Source organism: Pseudidiomarina insulisalsae (genome assembly GCF_003987065.1).
GTDB classification, from domain to species: Bacteria; Pseudomonadota; Gammaproteobacteria; order Enterobacterales; family Alteromonadaceae; genus Pseudidiomarina; species Pseudidiomarina insulisalsae.
In genome coordinates this window covers 102,558-121,306 of the sequence record NZ_PIPY01000010.1, presented here as the reverse complement: position 1 = coordinate 121,306, position 18,749 = coordinate 102,558, and the positions used below count along the sequence as shown (strand labels likewise).

General features: G+C 52.6%; 14 protein-coding genes. 1 reads left to right on the top strand and 13 read right to left on the bottom strand.

Annotated elements, in window-relative coordinates:
• Positions 1 to 176: 176 nt before the first annotated feature.
• The 4 genes from purL to guaB form a co-directional block, all read right to left on the bottom strand.
• Positions 177 to 4,073, bottom strand: coding sequence for a phosphoribosylformylglycinamidine synthase (purL, locus tag CWI71_RS10230; RefSeq protein WP_126755167.1), 3,897 nt, complete (start codon positions 4,071 to 4,073; stop codon positions 177 to 179).
• A 183-nt stretch (positions 4,074 to 4,256) separates the two neighbouring features.
• Entirely contained in the window at positions 4,257 to 5,657 is a 1,401-nt protein-coding gene (mltF, locus tag CWI71_RS10225) for a membrane-bound lytic murein transglycosylase MltF (RefSeq protein WP_420849302.1), read from the bottom strand.
• Between the two features lie 5 nt (positions 5,658 to 5,662).
• Positions 5,663 to 7,237: a glutamine-hydrolyzing GMP synthase gene (gene guaA / locus CWI71_RS10220; RefSeq protein ID WP_126755165.1), complete on the bottom strand. Its 1,575-nt coding sequence runs from the start codon at positions 7,235 to 7,237 to the stop codon at positions 5,663 to 5,665.
• A 6-nt stretch (positions 7,238 to 7,243) separates the two neighbouring features.
• Positions 7,244 to 8,713 carry an IMP dehydrogenase gene (guaB, locus tag CWI71_RS10215; RefSeq protein WP_126755164.1) on the bottom strand — a complete coding sequence of 490 codons (1,470 nt, stop codon included), beginning with the start codon at positions 8,711 to 8,713 and terminating at the stop codon, positions 7,244 to 7,246.
• Between the two features lie 98 nt (positions 8,714 to 8,811).
• On the opposite strand from guaB, the gene xseA reads away from it, so the two are divergent.
• Positions 8,812 to 10,152, top strand: a complete 1,341-nt coding sequence (gene xseA, locus CWI71_RS10210) for an exodeoxyribonuclease VII large subunit (RefSeq protein ID WP_126755163.1) — start codon at positions 8,812 to 8,814, stop codon at positions 10,150 to 10,152.
• Here the strand turns inward: xseA and CWI71_RS10205 are convergent.
• The 9 genes from CWI71_RS10205 to CWI71_RS10165 form a co-directional block, all read right to left on the bottom strand.
• Positions 10,124 to 11,053 carry an AEC family transporter gene (locus CWI71_RS10205; protein ID WP_126755162.1) on the bottom strand — a complete coding sequence of 310 codons (930 nt, stop codon included), beginning with the start codon at positions 11,051 to 11,053 and terminating at the stop codon, positions 10,124 to 10,126. The genes xseA and CWI71_RS10205 overlap by 29 nt on opposite strands.
• 66 nt (positions 11,054 to 11,119) lie before the next feature.
• On the bottom strand, positions 11,120 to 12,058 hold the full coding sequence (locus CWI71_RS10200) for a porin (RefSeq protein WP_157981091.1): 939 nt from the start codon (positions 12,056 to 12,058) through the stop codon (positions 11,120 to 11,122).
• 141 nt (positions 12,059 to 12,199) lie between these two features.
• The gene (locus CWI71_RS10195) at positions 12,200 to 13,462 is read right to left on the bottom strand and encodes a tetratricopeptide repeat protein (RefSeq protein ID WP_126755160.1); all 1,263 of its coding nucleotides are present in this window, start codon (positions 13,460 to 13,462) and stop codon (positions 12,200 to 12,202) included.
• A gap of 10 nt (positions 13,463 to 13,472) precedes the next feature.
• Complete coding sequence (locus CWI71_RS10190) at positions 13,473 to 14,078, bottom strand: energy transducer TonB (RefSeq protein WP_126755159.1); 606 nt, start codon at positions 14,076 to 14,078, stop codon at positions 13,473 to 13,475.
• A 3-nt stretch (positions 14,079 to 14,081) separates the two neighbouring features.
• A complete protein-coding gene (locus tag CWI71_RS10185) occupies positions 14,082 to 14,489 on the bottom strand; it encodes an ExbD/TolR family protein (protein WP_126755158.1) in 408 nt (135 codons plus the stop codon).
• Between the two features lie 11 nt (positions 14,490 to 14,500).
• A complete protein-coding gene (locus tag CWI71_RS10180) occupies positions 14,501 to 15,031 on the bottom strand; it encodes a MotA/TolQ/ExbB proton channel family protein (protein ID WP_126755157.1) in 531 nt (176 codons plus the stop codon).
• A 2-nt stretch (positions 15,032 to 15,033) separates the two neighbouring features.
• Positions 15,034 to 16,389 (bottom strand): MotA/TolQ/ExbB proton channel family protein, encoded by a 1,356-nt coding sequence (locus tag CWI71_RS10175; protein ID WP_126755156.1) that lies wholly within the window; start codon positions 16,387 to 16,389, stop codon positions 15,034 to 15,036.
• A gap of 3 nt (positions 16,390 to 16,392) precedes the next feature.
• Positions 16,393 to 17,109, bottom strand: coding sequence for a DUF3450 domain-containing protein (locus CWI71_RS10170; RefSeq protein WP_420849299.1), 717 nt, complete (start codon positions 17,107 to 17,109; stop codon positions 16,393 to 16,395).
• Between the two features lie 163 nt (positions 17,110 to 17,272).
• Positions 17,273 to 18,547 (bottom strand): mechanosensitive ion channel family protein, encoded by a 1,275-nt coding sequence (locus CWI71_RS10165; protein ID WP_126755154.1) that lies wholly within the window; start codon positions 18,545 to 18,547, stop codon positions 17,273 to 17,275.
• Between the last annotated feature and the right edge of the window lie 202 nt (positions 18,548 to 18,749).

The window sequence follows — 18,749 nt, the reverse complement described above, 5'->3', positions numbered from 1 at the left end:
GCCATTGCCAGCGCTGTAGTAAGTTGCATAAAAAAATCCGTAGCCAGTGTTAACTAACTACGGATTCTGATCTATTGGGAGGATCGGTCAAGCGATCGCTAAAATATTTCTTAACTGATCGGCATTAGGCTTCACGCCGGTTTTTTTTATACCTGCAAAGCGTCCTCTGGCAGTGCTTAGCCCAGATACACCCGCGCATTACGGAACATGCGCATCCACGGGCTGTCCTCGCCCCACTCATCCGGATGCCAGCTGTTGGCTACGGTACGGAACACGCGCTCAGGGTGCGGCATCATAATAGACACCCGACCATCTGCGGTGGTTAAACCGGTAATCCCCTCTGGCGAGCCATTCGGGTTGGCCGGATACTGGCTGGCGATGCTGCCATTGGCAGTGATGTAGCGCAGCGCCACCAGGCCTTGCTCATTGACCGCAGCCAGATTGTTGCCCTTAAACTCAGCGCGGCCTTCACCGTGTGACACCGCAATCGGCATCTTCGAGCCTTCCATGCCCTTGAAGAACAGTGACGGACTCGATTGTACTTCAACCATGCTGAAGCGTGCTTCGAAACGCTCTGAACGGTTGGTCACAAAATGTGGCCAGGCTTCTGCGCCAGGGATCAGATCACGCAGGTTCGAAAGCATCTGACAGCCATTACACACACCCAGCGCGAAGGTTTTTTCCCGCTCAAAGAAGCTTGCGAACTCATCACGGGCACGCGGGTTAAACAGAATAGATTTCGCCCAACCTTCACCGGCACCCAACACGTCACCGTAAGAGAAACCGCCACAAGCTACCAGACCGTTGAACTTCTCAAGACTCACGCGGCCACTGAGAATATCGCTCATGTGCACGTCAATAGCGGCAAAACCTGCGCGGTCAAAGGCTGCGGCCATCTCGACATGCGAGTTGACTCCTTGCTCACGTAATACCGCGATAACCGGATCGCGGCCGGTATTGATGTAAGGTGCGGCCACGTCTTCGCTGGCATCAAAGCTTAAATCGGCGAACAGGCCGGTGTTTTGCGGGTCTTGCTTCAATGCAAACTCTTCATCCGCACAAGCCGGGTTATCACGTAGACGCTGCATTTTATGGGTCGTTTCTGCCCATACTTTGCGGTAGTGGCTACGGCTATGCGTCAGTACCACTTTGCCGTCGCGACTAAACTGCAGTACGTCCTCACTGGTCACATCACCGATGACGTGGGCCATAGCTTCCAGGCCAGCGTCTGCATAAGTGGCGAGTACCTTGTCAACGTCCTCGGCGCGTACCTGAATGACAGCACCCAGTTCTTCACTGTACAGCGCAGCAAGGTCAAGTTCATGTAGATTGTCCAGGCGCACATTGGCACCACAGTTACCGGCAAATGCCATCTCTGCCACAGTGACAAACAGGCCACCGTCAGAACGGTCATGATAGGCCAGCAGTTTTTTGTCGCGTAACAGTTTTTGCGTGGCGTTGAAAAAGCCCGCCAGATGCTCGGCGTTATCAACCGTTGGTGTGGTTTTACCCAACTGTCGATACACTTGCGCCAGCGCGGAGCCACCTAAGCGTGCTTTACCCGCGCCCAAATCGATAAGAATCAGTTTGGTTTCGCCCTTATCAGTGCGCAATTGCGGCGTTAGGGTACGACGCACATCACGCACCCGGCCAAATGCGGTAATTACGAGGCTTAACGGCGCAGTAACGGCCTTGTGTTCACCATTTTGCTGCCACTGGGTTTTCATCGACATGGAGTCTTTACCCACAGGAATCGTCAGTCCCAAGGCTGGGCATAGGTCCTCACCCACAGCTTTAACTGCTTCGTATAATCCAGCATCCTCGCCCGGATGGCCGGCCGCAGCCATCCAGTTGGCCGACAATTTAATATGTTTCAGATCGCCAATATCCGCAGCGGCGATATTGGTTAAGGCTTCACCGACCGCCATTTTTGCTGACGCCGCGAAATCCAGTAACGCCAACGGCGTACGCTCACCCATCGCCATCGCCTCACCCGCGTAGCTGTCATAGCTTGCCGCGGTCACGGCCACGTCCGCAACCGGAATCTGCCACGGACCCACCATCTGATCACGCGCGACCAGACCGGTCACCGTACGATCGCCGATGGTAATCAGGAAGGTTTTCTCAGCAATTGCCGGCAGTCGTAACAAACGTTCTGCGGCCTCTTCCAGTGAAATATCAGCGGTTGCCAGCTCGGCACCTTCTGCTTTTTTCGACTGCACGTCACGATGCATTTTCGGCGGTTTGCCAAGCAGCACATTCAGCGGCAGATCGATCGGCGTATTATTAAAGTGTGAATCAGTGAGCGTCAGATGCTCTTCTTCGGTTGCTTCACCGATGACCGCATACGGCGCACGCTCGCGCTCACACAGCGCGGCAAAAGTATCCATCCGCTCTGTGGCTATCGCCAGCACGTAGCGTTCCTGCGACTCATTACACCAAATCGCCAGTGGCGACATGCCGGGCTCATCGTTCGGTATTTTGCGCAGCTCAAACTTACCGCCGCGGCCGCCATCGCTCACCAACTCCGGCATGGCGTTCGACAGACCGCCCGCACCAACGTCGTGAATAAAAGCGATAGGGTTCTTATCGCCTAACTGCCAGCAACGATCGATAACTTCCTGGCAACGGCGTTCCATTTCCGGGTTATCACGCTGAACAGAAGCAAAGTCCAGATCTTCACTTGAGGTTCCTGAGGTCATGGATGATGCCGCGCCGCCCCCAAGACCGATGTTCATCGCCGGGCCACCGAGCACCACCAGTTTGGCACCTACCGGAATCTCACCCTTTTCGACATGGCTCTCGCGGATATTACCCATACCACCGGCAATCATAATCGGCTTATGATACCCACGGATCTCTTCGCCATTATGGCTGTTCACCCGCTCTTCAAAGGTACGGAAATAACCGGTAAGTGCCGGGCGCCCGAATTCGTTGTTAAACGCTGCGCCACCAAGGGGTCCTTCAAGCATAATTTCCAGTGCCGTAACAATACGGTCAGGTTTGCCGAAGTCCTCTTCCCATGGTTGTTCATAGCCCGGAATACGTAGATTGGAAACACTGAAACCGACCAAACCGGCCTTCGGCTTCGCGCCGCGGCCGGTGGCGCCCTCGTCACGGATCTCACCGCCCGAGCCAGTTGCGGCGCCCGGAAACGGCGAAATGGCTGTTGGGTGGTTATGAGTTTCCACCTTCATCAGAATATGTATCGGCTCGTGGAAATAACTGTACTCGCCCGCCGCCGGTGCGCCCGCCGGGTAGGGATAGAAGCGCCCCGCTTCTGAACCGACCATTACGGCAGCATTATCTTTATAGGCTGACAACACATGATCAGGCGTGGCCTCAAAGGTGTTTTTGATCATTTTGAACAGCGATTTGATCTGCTCTTTACCATCAATCGTCCAGTCGGCATTGAAAATCTTATGTCGGCAATGCTCAGAGTTAGCCTGAGCGAACATATACAGTTCAATATCGTTAGGATTACGTCCAAGCGCGTTGAAGTTCTGGTACAGGTAATCAATCTCATCATCGGCCAACGCCAGCCCCATTTCGATGTTGGCCCGTTGCAAAGCCTCACGGCCGCCGGCTAGCAAATCGACAGATGACAACATTGCCGGCTCAGCTTCGTAAAAGAGTTTTTCAGCTTGTTGAATGGCATCCATGACAGTTTCAGTCATGCGGTCGTGGAGGACTGCCCGAGCTTGTTCCAACTGGTCAGCGGTGAAATCACCAGTAAGATAATAAGCGATACCTCGCTCAATACGACGGACCTGATCGAGACCACAATTATGAGCAATATCAGTCGCCTTTGACGACCATGGAGAAATGGTGCCGCGGCGCGGTGTGACTAGCAATAACTGGCCTTTGGGCAGATGCTGCGCCAGTGCCGGTCCGTAGGTTAAAAGCTTGATGAGAACGCGCTGCTCCTTGTCATTCAAAGGGGCATTTAGCTCAACGAAATGCATGTATTCAGCGTAGATATCCTGCGCTGGCACGTCGGCCTGATGCAGGCGCTGCAATAACTTTTCCGTTCGAAATTCAGATAGGGCTGGGGCGCCGCGTACTATCTCCACAGATCATTCTCCAGGTTGGCGGTGGCTGTCTTAAACGACTTTTGCAGCCGCGTATTATAAAGGTTTAATCTTCTTTTTCACATAACCGAAACCATTTCTGGCGGCGATCATTTTTTAAGTGGCGTTGCTTTCGTAACCACGCCCGTCGCCGGGCATGCGGAACCAGTCGCTTTGTATTACGCATTAGGGAGCCTCATCACCACTTCCGCGGGGGAGTGATATATCAAGCGGTTGCGCTGGAATGCGTCCTCGTTCATCCAACCAAACCAGAGTGTCATAGTAGCGCCGAATGTTTCCTACATATCGCACCGGTTCATCACCCCGGGCAAAACCATAACGGGTCTGCCGGTAGTATTTTTTCTGCCGTAATAAAGGTAGACGTTTTCGCACGTCAATCCAGCGATCCGGGTCGCCGCCCTGCCGTTCAGTCAACACCCGCGCATCTTCAAGATGCCCATAACCTATGTTATAGGCGGCCAGCGCAAACCAGGTGCGGTCAGGTTCGGGAATACGAGCAGGAATCGTGTCAAGCATACGCTCGAAATAACGGGCGCCACCACGAATGCTCTCCTCGGGGTTCAGACGACTGCTCACGCCCATCTGCGCGGCGGTCGGCAACGTAAGCATCATTAGACCGCGCACTCCAGTCGGTGACACCGCACGGGGATTCCACAGACTTTCCTGATAGGCAATAGCGGCCAGCAGGCGCCAGTCCAGACGACCTGAATGTTCCACGAAATAGTCACGGTATTTCGGCAAAGTGGTCTGCACGGCTTCAATAAAAAGGCTGGTATCGACGTAGTTAAACTGTGCGACATGGCCAAAGTGACGATCGACCAGCTGTGCCAGTTCGCCTGACTGGCGTAACTCACCAAAAAAACGAATCACCTCAGCATACAGCGAGCCGTCACGCCCGGGCGCCAACATCCAGCTGATATCGAGGTCATCACGCACGGTAAATGCCACACTTATATTTGGAAAATAACGACGCTGCATATCAAGGATATTACTGTCGGCAATAGTGTAAGCAATCTCACCATCAATCACCGCGCGTAATAACTCGGTCGCATCATGTTCATTCGTTGCCCGCCAGCGTAACCCAGGATAGTCTTTCGCATTGCGCTGCAACCAGTCATGGTGGCTGCTACCCGCCACGACAACTATCTCGCCGTCCACCTGACTCCAGTCACGGGGGCGTTCACGTGAGCCCTGGCGATACACCAGACGTTGGGCGACTTCCTGATAGGGGGGACCAAACCGATAGCGGCGATCGCGACGGGGGGTACGGTCCAATCCGGCAGCGACCAGATCGACCTGCTGCTGATCCAGCAGCACAAATAAGTCGTTGACGTTGAAGCGCGAAACAATTTCCAGCTCAACATCAAGCTGTTCGGCAAAGGTTGCGGCTAATGCGTACTCCAGGCCGCTTTCATTTTCAAAATCGTGGTAGTAAGTGGTGGGGCCCAGCAAGGTGCCTACGCGCAGCACACCACGTTGCTTGATTTCAGTTAGGTGATCGGGCTGCGGTTGCGGCGCGCAGCCAGCCAGTAGCACCAGGGCTAACAAGGCAAGCCAACGCGCCACCTCAGTTACTCCCACTCAATTGTGGCAGGAGGCTTTCCTGAAATGTCATACACCACCCGCGAAATACCATCGATTTCGTTGATAATGCGATTTGAGACTTTTTCCAGTAGTTCATAGGGTAAATGTGCCCAACGAGCGGTCATAAAGTCAATAGTCTCAACAGCTCTTAAGGCAATCACCCAGTCATATTTACGCGCATCGCCCATGACACCTACCGAGCGTACCGGCAGAAACACCGCAAATGCCTGACTTACTTCATGGTACAAACCTGCGTTACGTAGTTCGGTGATAAAGATATGATCGGCACGACGTAGCAAATCACAGTACTCTTTTTTCACTTCCGCCAGTACCCGCACCCCAAGACCAGGGCCCGGGAACGGATGACGATACAACATGTCGTAAGGCAGACCTAATTCAAGGCCAATTTTACGCACTTCGTCTTTAAATAATTCGCGTAGCGGCTCGACCAGCTGCAATTTCATGTCCTCTGGTAAACCGCCAACATTATGGTGCGACTTAATGACATGCGCTTTCCCGGTTTTTGAGCCCGCAGACTCAATCACATCCGGGTAAATCGTACCCTGCGCCAGGAACGACACATCGGTAATTTTGCTCGCCTGTTCGTCGAAAATGTCAATAAATACACGACCGATGATTTTACGCTTGGCTTCCGGATCATTCTCACCCGCCAGGGCGTCAAGAAAGCGGTTTTCAGCGTCAACATGAACAATGTTCAGGCCGTAATGATCGCCAAACATTTCCATGACCTGTTCCGCTTCTTTCCAGCGCAATAAGCCGTTATCGACAAAGACACAGGTCAACTGATCGCCGATAGCGCGGTGTAATAGCATTGCGGTCACTGAGCTATCGACACCGCCTGACAAACCTAAAACGACTTTATTCTGACCGACCTGCTCACGAATACGCGCCACTGCGTCATCAATAATATGAGCCGCCGTCCAGTTGGTTTCACACTCACAAATCTCTACTACAAAGTGCTCAAGCATGCGCATACCCTGGCGGGTGTGCGTGACTTCGGGATGGAACTGAACGCCATAAAAATCGCGCTGATCATCAGCCATGGAGGCAATCGGACAAGTCGGGGTCTGGGCGACAATCGAAAAGCCTTCCGGCGCCTCGATGACCTTGTCACCGTGACTCATCCAGACATCCAGTAGAGGATTGCCATTTTCGTGTACGGCATCTTCAATATGATGGAACAGCGGACATGGCGCGATGCGCTCAACCTGCGCGTAACCAAACTCACGCTCCAGTGAACCCTGTACTTTACCACCCAGCTGTGCCGCCATGGTCTGCATGCCGTAGCAGACACCCAGCACCGGCACGCCAGCGTCAAATACGTATTGCGGCGCGCGTGGCGAGTTCGCTTCCGTTACCGACTCAGGTCCGCCAGACAAGATAATGCCGTTCGGATTGAAGTTCTTGATGTCTTCAGCGTCGACGTCCCACGCCCACAGTTCACAGTAAACACCGATTTCACGGATACGGCGTGCAATCAGTTGCGTATACTGAGAACCAAAATCTAAAATTAATATGCGATGCGCATGAATATCTTGCATGTCGACTTAACCCATTCGGTAGTTTGGAGCTTCTTTGGTGATTTGCACATCGTGCACGTGTGATTCGCCCATTCCGGCAGCAGTTACGCGAACAAACTGCGGCTTGGTACGCATTTCTTTAATGGTGGCCGAGCCAGTCAGCCCCATGGCCGAGCGCAGGCCACCCATTTGCTGATGAATAATGGCAGAAATTGGACCTTTATAAGCGATACGACCTTCAATGCCTTCAGGTACCAGCTTCTCAGCTTCATTCGAAGCCTGGAAGTAACGATCAGACGAGCCGTGACGCTGATTCATAGCGCCTAAGCTGCCCATACCGCGGTAAGATTTATAGTAGCGACCCTGATACAACTCAACTTCGCCCGGTGACTCTTCGGTACCCGCCAGCATACTGCCGACCATCACGCAGTCTGCACCAGCGGCAATCGCCTTGGCGATGTCACCGGAGAAGCGGATACCGCCGTCAGCGATGACCGGAATTCCGGTGCCTTTTAGGGCATCCACAGCATCACTAATGGCGGTTATTTGCGGTACACCACAACCCGTCACGATACGGGTAGTACAAATAGAACCTGGGCCAATACCTACTTTCACGGCATCAACGCCCGCATCGGCCAATGCTTTTGCACCTGCGCCGGTCGCTACGTTACCTGCGATCAGCTGCAACTGCGGATATTCTTTACGCACATAGGCAACCCGATCAATAACCCCTTGCGAGTGACCGTGAGAAGTATCAATCAATAAAACGTCGACGCCCGCCTCAACCAGTGCTGCAATGCGCTCTTCAGTACCCGGACCGACACCTACCGCGGCGCCCACGCGTAGACGACCCAGCTCATCTTTACAGGCGTTGGGTTTATTTTCGGCTTTGGTAAAATCTTTTAGGGTGATCATGCCGCGCAGATGAAAGGCATCATCGACCACCAGGATTTTCTCGATGCGATGTTTATGCATCAGACCCAGAATCTCATCGCTATCGGCGCTTTCTTTTACCGTGATAAGGTTCGGTTTCGGCGTCATGATGGTTTCGACGCGCTTACTATTGTCACTTTCAGCACGGGCATCACGACCGGTGATAATACCTACCAGTTCACCACTTTCTTCAACCACCGGAAATCCGTGAAAGCCATGCTCAACACTTAACGCGCGGATTTCGCCTAAGGTCGTGTCCGGTGTTACCGTGACTGGATCGGAGACCATGCCACTTTCGTACTTTTTCACTTTACGTACATGGGCAGCTTGCTCAGCAATAGTCATATTTTTATGGATGAAGCCGATACCGCCTTCCTGCGCCAGCGCAATCGCCAGTGCTGCTTCAGTAACCGTGTCCATAGCCGCTGAGACCATCGGGATATTCATTTCAATACCGCGCGTCAGACGCGTGCGCAGGTCGGCAGTATGAGGTAAAACAGTCGAGTGACCGGGGACGAGTAAAACGTCGTCAAAGGTAAGAGCTTCTTGAGCGATTCGTAGCATGGCAACATTCCACTAGCTGAGTTAATGTTGCGGGCAGATTTTACTCGTAATCGGCTTTTCAGTAAACTTATTTTTTCACTTTGTATAGGTTCAAGGACATGACCCAGGCCGCTATTTTTACCGTCGCCCAATTAAATGCCGAAGTACGGCAGGTACTTGAACGTGGCTTTGGCTCCATCTGGCTGATTGGTGAAATTTCGAACTTCGCCTCACCTGGCTCCGGCCACTGGTATTTCACCCTGAAAGATCAACACGCGCAGATTCGCGCGGCCATGTTCCGTAATGCCAATCAACGGGCCAAAGTGCGGCCGCAACATGGTATGCAAGTGCTGGTATGGGCAAAGCTAACGGTTTATGAACCGCGCGGTGATTATCAGTTGATTGTCGAGCATATGGAAGATGCCGGTGCTGGTCTGCTACAACAACGCTACGAGCAACTGAAGCACAAATTGCAAAGCGAAGGCCTTTTCGCCGAAGAACATAAGCAACCTTTACCCGCAGAAATTCGTCGGGTGGGCGTTATTACCTCGCCGACTGGCGCCGCTGTTCGCGATATTCTGGCCGTATTAAAGCGGCGCGACCCACGCGTTGAAGTCATTATTTATCCAAGTGCGGTGCAGGGGCAGGCGGCAGTAAATGACCTGCTGTTTGCGTTGCAACGCGCCATCGCCCGCAATGAAGTGGACGTTCTGATTATGGCCCGCGGCGGCGGTTCATTAGAAGATCTCTGGTGCTTTAACGATGAGCAGCTGGCCTACGCTATGCATAGCTGTCCGCTGCCACTTATTAGCGCTGTGGGGCACGAGGTCGACTTCACCATTGCCGATTATGTCGCCGACGTGCGCGCGCCCACGCCATCAGCTGCGGCGGAACTGGTCAGCCGCGATCAGCGTGAAACACTGCAACGTTTGCAACAGCTTGATCACCGCCTGCAACAGTACTGGCGCCGGCAGCGTAACTTTATCCAGCAAAGCCTGCAGCACTGGCAACACCGGCTGGAGCAGCAGCACCCACAGCGGCGCCTACAGCAGCATAGTCAGCGTATTGATGAGCTGATGGGCCGTGCCAACGGCGCCATTGTCCGCAATCACAAGCAAGCACAACAACGCCTGGCTTACCAGAGACAACGGCTACAGGTGCTGCATCCGCAACGTCAGCTTAAACCGCGGCAACAACAATTGAGTGAATTACAACGCCGCGCGGGGCTGGCAATACAGCAAACCCTGAAAGCCTGGCGGCAACGGCAACAAAACGCAGCGCAGAATCTGCACCTGGTGAGTCCATTACAGACCATCGCCCGTGGCTACGCGGTGGTGCGATCTGAACGTGGTGAGCTGATTCGCAGCCCCGAGCAACTGGCAACGGACGAACGCTTTTCCATACGTGTCGCGGAGGGTGAGTTCAGCGCCATTAAAGCCCCTGCAAAAACTGCAGAGTAAAGTACCAGAAAGGCAATGTCAGAAAGCATAAGATTACGCCATAGCCAACCACCGCCGCAGCGAGGGTCGGTGCCAACCCCGCCATAATCGCCAGCGCGCCGGCGGATATCATCGCCGGCATCGCTGCTTCCATGATGGTGACTTGTACCGCCAGCTCACTTAAATCGAATCCAGCCAGCATGACCAGCGCCAGCAGTGGCGTCAGGCCCAGCTTAAGCGCCAATGCCCATATCAGTGGCCCGCGATCTTCCTGGGGCAAGCGAAAACGTAACTGAAAGCCCACCGCCACCATGATCACCGGCACCAGCGTAACCGCCAGTGAGTCGACAAAATGTTGCATCACCTGTGGATATTCAATACCCCGTAACAGCAGTGCGGCGATCAGCGCGACAAAAGGCGGAAAGCGAATGATTTTCCAGGCAATGGTTCGCGCGTCCGGACGCTGCGCCTGCTCACCTTCGCTACGGCTGTATATCGCAGCGATGATAGTGGCATAAATAGACAATATGAAAAATGAGCCCAGCTGATCGTAAAGCAAGGCATAGGGGATACCCTCAGCGCCAAAAAAGGCTTCGATCATCGGAAAGCCCACGAACGACGTATTTCCCAAAGGAATGACAATAAGCATCGCGCCTGTTGTGGTCCGCGACCAGTTGCGCCAGCGCGCAATCCAAAGTACCAGCGGGACGGTAAGCAGAAGCAGTATCCAGGGCATTAATGCCGGGAATAGCAGCTCTTTACCGAATGTCAGTAGCGGGATTTTTTGAATAACCAGTGCAGGTAATGCCACGTAAATCACGTAAGCATTCAGAATCTGCCCGGTATTTTGCGGAAATTGCCGGCTACGACGCAGCAATAAGCCAATAATCAGATAGCCAGCAATATAAAGAAAGTTCGCCATCGTTCACGTTGTCAGAGAATGATGGCGATAGTTTACAAGTCTTTAGCGACAGAGAGAAATCAGACTTTAGAACTTATGCTCTAAGCCCACTGCAAAATAAGTTTGCTCTTCTGCCAAAGTGTCGAGATCGCGACCTGTGTACCAGGCGAAAACTTTCGTGCTTTTCGCCAGTTTGTAGTCCACGCCTAAGGCAATGGAGTCGTCTTCGCCATCAACAAAGTCCATCATCTGATACTGCGCTTTTACGCTGAAGCGGCCAAAAGGCTGCTGCACACTCGCCACAAAACCGTCTGCTTCGTTGCTGCCGTCAACTTCCTGCTGTTGTTGCCACATTAAGCCGAACATAGTATCTGCCACCTTGGTGTAACCAATCAGACGTTCAACATCATAACCATCGACATCTCGATCGATTGCAGCACCAAAGTAATACGGCGTACTGTCCAGCTCATCGTCACCATAGGTCAGCGCCAGTGAGTAGCCGTCGTCCTGAGTCTCTTCTTCGCTCAGTACGATCGAACCCGCAACACGGACGTCGGCAAAAGCAGGCGAGTAGTAAGAAAGCGTATTGCTGGTCCGGTTTTCGCCCTCAAACAAAGACTTGATATCAGCTTCGTAGTCGTTGAACTGATCAAGGTCGCCCTGCAACGTTTTCAGCACGGTATCACGTCGACCAACGGTGAACTCACCAAAGTTGCCGCGTAATCCCACATACTGGTTACGCGATTTTAAGTTATTGTCACCACCGAGGTCAGCCAGGTCAACTTCCCATTCCAATTGGTAAATAACTTCCAGTCCGTCATTCAGTTCGCTGCCGCCTTTTACACCAATGCGCGAAGCATTACTTTCCAATACGGTTTCGCTACCGCTTCCCTCATCATTGCTTTGTACAGAGAGGTTTGCTTTACCGTAAAAGTCAAAGCTTACCGACTGCTCATCCTGAGCAACAGCTGTACTCGTCGCTAAAGCCAACGGAAGCATCATTAAAATAGAAGTTTTTGCTGTCATAAACACCACCATTATTTACAGAATTCGTGCGGATGCCGGAACGCCCCGGCCACAAGTCGCACACAGGATATGGCACTTTTATGACAGTTTAATGACTATGTGTCAGTTTTTCTTCATTTCGATAAAACTTTTATGTCCTTTCTATGACGCACGCAGTTGCGCAAGCCTCTCTGCCTGCTCTTTTTCTGACGTCGCGTAGCGCTCCCACTGCACCGCAGCCTTACGAACATCGGCAAATGCCTTAGCCTGAGCAAAAGCCTGCAAAGCCGCATTAAAGTTTTCTTGCTCAAGCTCAGCCATGCCAATAACCAGATGCATATTCCCCGGCTGCTCAAGGTTACCTTTTTGCAAAGCAGTTTGTGCCGCGGCGATAGCCCCTGAGTAGCGTTGTGCGTTTAACAATACCTGAGCCCGCTGGGCATCCAGATCGCCATCGCTGCTAAGCTCGGCCGCCTGCTCTAAGGCCGCCACGGCACGATCGGTTTCACGTGCGGCAATCCAGCTTTGCGCAAGTAGTTTTAAATTACGTAAGTCCGCCTCCAGTTTGCCTTCAGCTAATGCCTGCTCCATCACCTTGCCAGCCTTATAAGGTACACCGGCAAAGAAATAGCTTTGCACCAGCATTTGCACGTCCTGACCTTTATCGAGAAAACCTTGCTGGTAGGCTGCTTCCAGCATCGCCAGTTGTTGTTCGTCCTGGCCTAACTGACCCAGTACGCCGGCCAACTGCACCCAGTATTCGGGCTTATTAAAATACTTAATCATCTTCTCCAGCACCGCCGCAACCGCTTCGGTCTGGCCTAGCTCATAATGGATCGCGCGCTGTAAAATGTACCAATTTTCCTCGCCCGCCTTACCCTCATGTTCAGCTGCTGCAATAGCACGTTGAATGGGTGCCAACGCAGCAGCAAAGTCGCCTTTTTGGTAGAGCGCCTGGGCCCGCAATACATCCGCCTTCACCGCGCTTTTTTCTCCAGCTACCTCCTGCCAGCGCGCCAGATAGTCCAGCGTTTGTTGATAATTGCCCTGCCCCAGAGACAGTTGCGCCAGGCTAAACAATGTCGTTTGCTTCAGCGCATCGGGGATGGGGTCTTCAGCCACTACTTTGGCGAAGTAGTCAATGGCCTGATCAATCCGGTCCTTCCCGTAATGCATGTAGCCGTAGAAATTCCAGAGCATCGCGCGCTCATAGCTGTTCATACTGCTTAGCTTTGACTCTACGTCGCGCAAGGCCTGCAACCCCGCATCAACATCGCCACTATCGGCAAGTTCCTGCGCCCTTGCCAGCTGCGAATAAACCTGCTCGCGCAAAGCTGGTACGCGTTTTGTTTCCTGCGCGACTGCAAGGTCTGCGACTAACTGCAGCATAATTGCAATGGCGGTTAACATGAAAAACTTACGCATGGCTGGTCTCCTAACCATCTATCTCAAAGGTAATACGGTTTTGCACCCCGTGTACTTCAACCGCTTCACCATTAACGACCCGTGGTTTGTATTTGAATTTGACCACCGCATCCAGCGCAGCTTGGTCGAAGATTTGTTCCGGCTCTGCTGCCACTACGCGCGGTTCCCGCACGGTACCTTGTTTAGTCACGGTAAACTCGACCACTACATAGCCTTCAATGCCGCGCTGTAGGGCACGACGCGGGTAGGCTGCCTGAACTTTAACAATAGGCAGATACTCGCCATCGCTGGCATCAAGATTCATGCCACCTGTGAGTCCGGTATCACTTTGCGCTACCGCAGAGAAATCGTAACTGCCCTCGCCCGGCTGCAAGTCGCTGCTGTCCATTTGCGGTTGCGGCAAGTCCTCAGGTGGCTGCTCCGGCTCCGGCGGTCGTTGCGGTTTGCGTTCCTTTTCCTGCACGACCTCTTCTGGCTTGACCCGCACAAAGTCGAGCACGCTGCCTCGCGGTGGTTCACTCATTGCCCCTTCGCCACCGGTGATAAACGACTGCATCAGGTAAAACAGCCCCAAAGTCACCACAGCGGCGGCGGCAAGTGCTGCTAAAAATCGCATGGGTTATTCATCCTGTGCCGCAATGGAAACATCAAAGACCCCGGCCGAACGCGCGGCGTCCATCACCTTAATAAGGGTTTCGGTAGTTGCTTGCTTGTCTGCCTGAATGACCACTGATCCTTGGGGGTTTTCGGCGTAAAGACGTTCAATGTTGGCTTGCACCGCACGAACATCAACCTGGCGTTTATTGATCCATATCTCGCTGGTGTCACTAATGGCCACCAGAATATTGGCGCGATCTTTTTGTACCGCTGTGGCCGCTTCAGGACGGTTCACGTCAATGCCCGCTTCTTTAACAAAGGTGGCGGTAACAATGAAGAAAATCAGCATAATGAACACCACATCCAGCATCGGCGTCATGTCGATTTGCGCTTCGTCTTCATCCAATAAATTGGCAAAATGTTGTTTCATAAATCAGTCCTCTAGTGATGTTCCATCAGCATGCGGTCTTCGAGTTTCATGCGCTCGCGTTTTGCTGTGCGTTGTAACCAGGTGGTGGCGAATACGCCCGACAGGGCTCCCACCATGCCTGCCATCGTGGGAATGGTTGCTTTTGAGACACCGGCGGCCATCGAACGGGCGTTACCGGTGCCAGAAATCGCCATAACATCGAATACTTCGATCATGCCGGTCACTGTCCCCATCAGCCCCAGCAGCGGACATAAGGCAACCAGAGCCTGTAATACCGGCAACTTGCCGCCTAATGCCAGCGATACCCGTGAAATCATTGCCTGACGAATCTGCTCGGCATGCCAGGATGACTTGTCACTACGCTGCTGCCATTTTTGCAGAACTCTGCGCTTTTCTTGCTGATGGCCGCGGGTGTAATAAAAAATGCGCTCCAGAATCATCAGCCACATCACGAAGATGAGGATGCCGATGACCAGCAAAACCTGGCCACCGGTTTCCACAAAGTCCTGAATCGCGCTGTAAAAGTCGATGAAGAACACCATAATTAATGGCTCCGCTCAGAGCGCTCCGCGATAATGCCAGAGGCCTGCTCTTGCAATACATGTACGATGTTTTTGCTGCGCGTATTTAAGGTGGCAAATAGCAAGGTCATTGGGATGGCCACGACCAGCCCCAGCACGGTGGTTACCAGCGCTTGTGAGATGCCACCCGCCATCAGTTTGGGATCACCGGTGCCGAATAAGGTAATGGCCTGGAAGGTATTGATCATACCCGTTACGGTACCTAGCAGACCCAGCAGCGGTGCCACCACAGAGATAATTTTGATGAAGGTCAGATTACGGGTAATCTTCGGAACCTCACGCAATATCGCTTCGCTTAGTTTCAGCTCAAGGGTTTCGGTATCTGCCTGCGGATACTTTTGCTGCACCGCCATCACTCGGCCCAGCGGGTTGTCCTGACTCGGCTGCTGTTGTTTCAATTGCCGCTTTACCTTACGTCCCATAAAAGTCAGCGTCATAAAGCGCTCCAGCCCAATGAGCAGGCCAATAGCACCTAACGCGAGAATGATATAACCAACCGTCGAACCCTGCTCGATACGCTCCATCGTGCCTGGCGCCTGCACCAGAAGGCCAAGGATAGAGCCGCCGGTCGGGTCGAGTCCGAAGCGCACCGGGTTTTCTTCGCCGCGCTCTAAGGCCTCAATCGTCGCGAGATAGCGACCGGCTGGCTGACGCACCAGCTCAGCCACGGCGTCAGTTCCTGGCACCAACTCCAGATACTTACCATCGGCGACCATATTGAATGTACCGACGCGAATCACGGGCTTCTCAACCTTTTCACCCTCAGCTAGGGTGACCGTGGTGGTAAACTCACTCACCTTGCCTGATTCAGTCATCTCTTGCTGCAAGGCAAACCAGACCGACTCAATTTCGTCAATGGTGGCCAGCTTTGCGCTTGAGCCCATTTTTTGTGCGAGATTACTGAGTGCTTCGCTACGGCCTGGAAATTCCACCGACACATATGAGTTTTGCAAGGTGCTGGCAGTATCACCCGCGACCTGTTGCAGTACGCCGAAAAGCTCCTTTAGCGAGCCCATACGCTGTGTTAGAGCATCTTCCAAAGCTGCCAAATCACGTTCGTTTTCTTCAAACTCGCTTTCGAGCCGGGCGCTCAGAGCCTCAAGCCGATCCCGCTCGGCAATGGCGTCGCGCAGCATCTGCTGTTGTTGTTCCGCCTGAGCGCGAAACCGTGCTTCACGCTCCTGGTTCGCTTGCGATTGCGCAAACTGGCCCTGCTTAAGTTGCTGCAGCAACTGATCAAGATTTACCGGCTCCTGCGCCGTAACAGGCATAGCAAACACGAGCACTGCAGTAGCGATAAGATGTTTGAGCTTTAACATGGATTATTCTCCTGCCTGCGGTTGCGGATGGAAGATGGGCAGCATCAACAGATCGGGTGCCAATTGCTTGCGGGCGATTCGCAAAGCTTCTTGCACGTCAGACGCATAACTGCTGTCAAGTGATTGCCATTCGCGCGCCTGCTGGTTCCATACACCCATCGCATCGCCATTACGGGTTTTATAAATCAGCACAGTGCGGCCCACACGCAGGAACTCAACTTCCTGAAGTTGGCCATCGATGGCTTTTTCACCGTGATAGGCTTCAATGGTGCGCCCGTATTCAGACTCGATCTGATAAGCTTCCATTACCCGACGAAACTTTTCGGACACATCCACATTGGCGCGATCCATCAATGCCTCGAGGCTGGCAATACGGTTGGCACGTTCGGCGGGAAGAAAAGGAACATCCAGCTCAACGAAGGTACGTAAGCTATCTATCATGCGTAACATCAGCGGTGTGATCTGACGCTCGACCACGCTGACTTCATCAATCGAAGCATTCAGATCAGCCTGCTCAGTTTCCTGCGATGCTATCTGCTTCTGTAGTTGTTGAACGTAGACCTCAAGTCCTTCGATTTGACGGCTGATCTGCTTGAACTGCTGCAGCCGTTCCTGGGTGGTATCGGCGATTTTATCAACGGTAAGCTGGGAAGAACGGGCCGACTGATTAATTTCATTGGCGGCGTCGACCACAGGCTCAAGCACCTGGTCCTGTGCCAACGTCTGAGAACTGGCAACGCTGAAGCTAACGATAAGACTCGCAGCCAACAGCGTGCGAGCGAAACATGGGTTCATGGAAACACCTTGCACACGTTGTGAATGATGGTGTGCAAGATACGTCAGTTCTGTGACAGCTTAGTGACCTCTAGGTGTCAGTTTTGTGTCAGGATGAAGCTTTTGTGCCACTTTCGTGTAGGTTTCGTGTCATTTCCCGCATATCAATACCACTTGGGTGCTGGAATACACGCAAGCCAAACTCGGGCAATATCGACAGCAGATGATCGAAAATATCCGATTGAATACCTTCGTATTCAGCCCACACGGTGGTATTGGTAAAACAGTAGATTTCCAGCGGCAGGCCGTCAGAGGTTGGGTTCAGCTGTCGCACCATGAGCGTCATCTCCCGATGAACTTTCGGATGGCTTTCCAGGTAGTTTTTAACGTAGGCACGGAAAGTGCCTATGTTGGTAATACGCCGGGTATTGACCGGCTCTCTACCTTCATCTTTTAGCTGCTGATTCCACTCATCAATTTCCTGCTGCTTTTCTTTTAAATAGTCCTTCAGCAGGCGAAAGCGCTTGACCGCTTTCATTTCGTCGTCAGTAATAAAATGCAGGCTTTGCTGATCAAGCACTAAGCTGCGTTTGATACGACGCCCGCCCGACTCCTGCATACCACGCCAGTTCTTAAAAGGATCTGAAATGAACCGCCGGGTAGGAATAAAGGTAATGGTTTTATCCCAGTTCTGAACTTTCACCTGGTGCAAGGCAATATCAGTGACCTCACCGTCAGCATTGAGGTTCGGCATCTCAACCCAGTCACCCACGCGAATAATATCATTCGAGGTGATTTGTACGCTGGCCACCAGACTCAATAAGGTATCCTGAAATACCAGCATGAGCACCGCAGCCATGGCACCCAGACCTGAAAGCAAGATAACCGGCGACTTGTCAATCAGTACCGCCACCATAAGAATGGTCGCGACCGCATAGATAACAATTTTGGCGACCTGAATGTAGCCCTTAATCGGCCGCTCATACGCCTCGGGCTGGCGCTCATATAAGGTGTTGACGATGGTCAAAGTGCCGCTGATTGCCCGCGCGATGGTAATCACCACAAAGGCGTAACAGACATTGGTAACGACAATCGTGAGCTCTTCGGCAAGATTCGGCACCGAGGTGATACCAAAGGCAATCACAACGGCGGGCACGACATTAGCAATACGCGCCACAATATTACGCTCTATCGCCTGCCGATCTTTACCCGCCGGCGTGTAGGTTAAGATCCGCAATAACCCGCGCAGCAGTATTTTCTTCACCACGAAGTTGGCGATCCAGGCTGCCACCAACAGTAACGTTAGCTTGGTCAGCGTATCCATGTCGGGTCGTTCAACCAGCCATTGTTCCGCGGTTTCGAGTTTTTCCTGTATATCTTGCATGAAAGGCTTCAGTTATTGGTTAGTGGATATTGGATATTCGTTAAACATTAAACACTAAACACTGGGGTTTTTAAACAATCTTCAAAGAACCAACTCCAGTATCCAGTATCCAGTATCCAGTAACTAATACCCCGATAACCAATATCCAATAACTAATATCGCTTTTGCCTTGAAAAAACGGGAGCCGAAGCTCCCATTTTAT

Coding starts and splice junctions, on each gene's coding strand:
- CWI71_RS10185 (WP_126755158.1), bottom strand. CDS start 14,489: ATGAAACAACATTTTGCCAATTTATTGGATGAAGACGAAGCGCAAATC.
- CWI71_RS10175 (WP_126755156.1), bottom strand. CDS start 16,389: ATGTTAAAGCTCAAACATCTTATCGCTACTGCAGTGCTCGTGTTTGCT.
- CWI71_RS10190 (WP_126755159.1), bottom strand. CDS start 14,078: ATGCGATTTTTAGCAGCACTTGCCGCCGCCGCTGTGGTGACTTTGGGG.
- xseA (WP_126755163.1), top strand. CDS start 8,812: ATGACCCAGGCCGCTATTTTTACCGTCGCCCAATTAAATGCCGAAGTA.
- CWI71_RS10165 (WP_126755154.1), bottom strand. CDS start 18,547: ATGCAAGATATACAGGAAAAACTCGAAACCGCGGAACAATGGCTGGTT.
- guaB (WP_126755164.1), bottom strand. CDS start 8,713: ATGCTACGAATCGCTCAAGAAGCTCTTACCTTTGACGACGTTTTACTC.
- guaA (WP_126755165.1), bottom strand. CDS start 7,237: ATGCAAGATATTCATGCGCATCGCATATTAATTTTAGATTTTGGTTCT.
- CWI71_RS10200 (WP_157981091.1), bottom strand. CDS start 12,058: ATGACAGCAAAAACTTCTATTTTAATGATGCTTCCGTTGGCTTTAGCG.
- CWI71_RS10180 (WP_126755157.1), bottom strand. CDS start 15,031: ATGGTGTTCTTCATCGACTTTTACAGCGCGATTCAGGACTTTGTGGAA.
- CWI71_RS10195 (WP_126755160.1), bottom strand. CDS start 13,462: ATGCGTAAGTTTTTCATGTTAACCGCCATTGCAATTATGCTGCAGTTA.
- CWI71_RS10205 (WP_126755162.1), bottom strand. CDS start 11,053: ATGGCGAACTTTCTTTATATTGCTGGCTATCTGATTATTGGCTTATTG.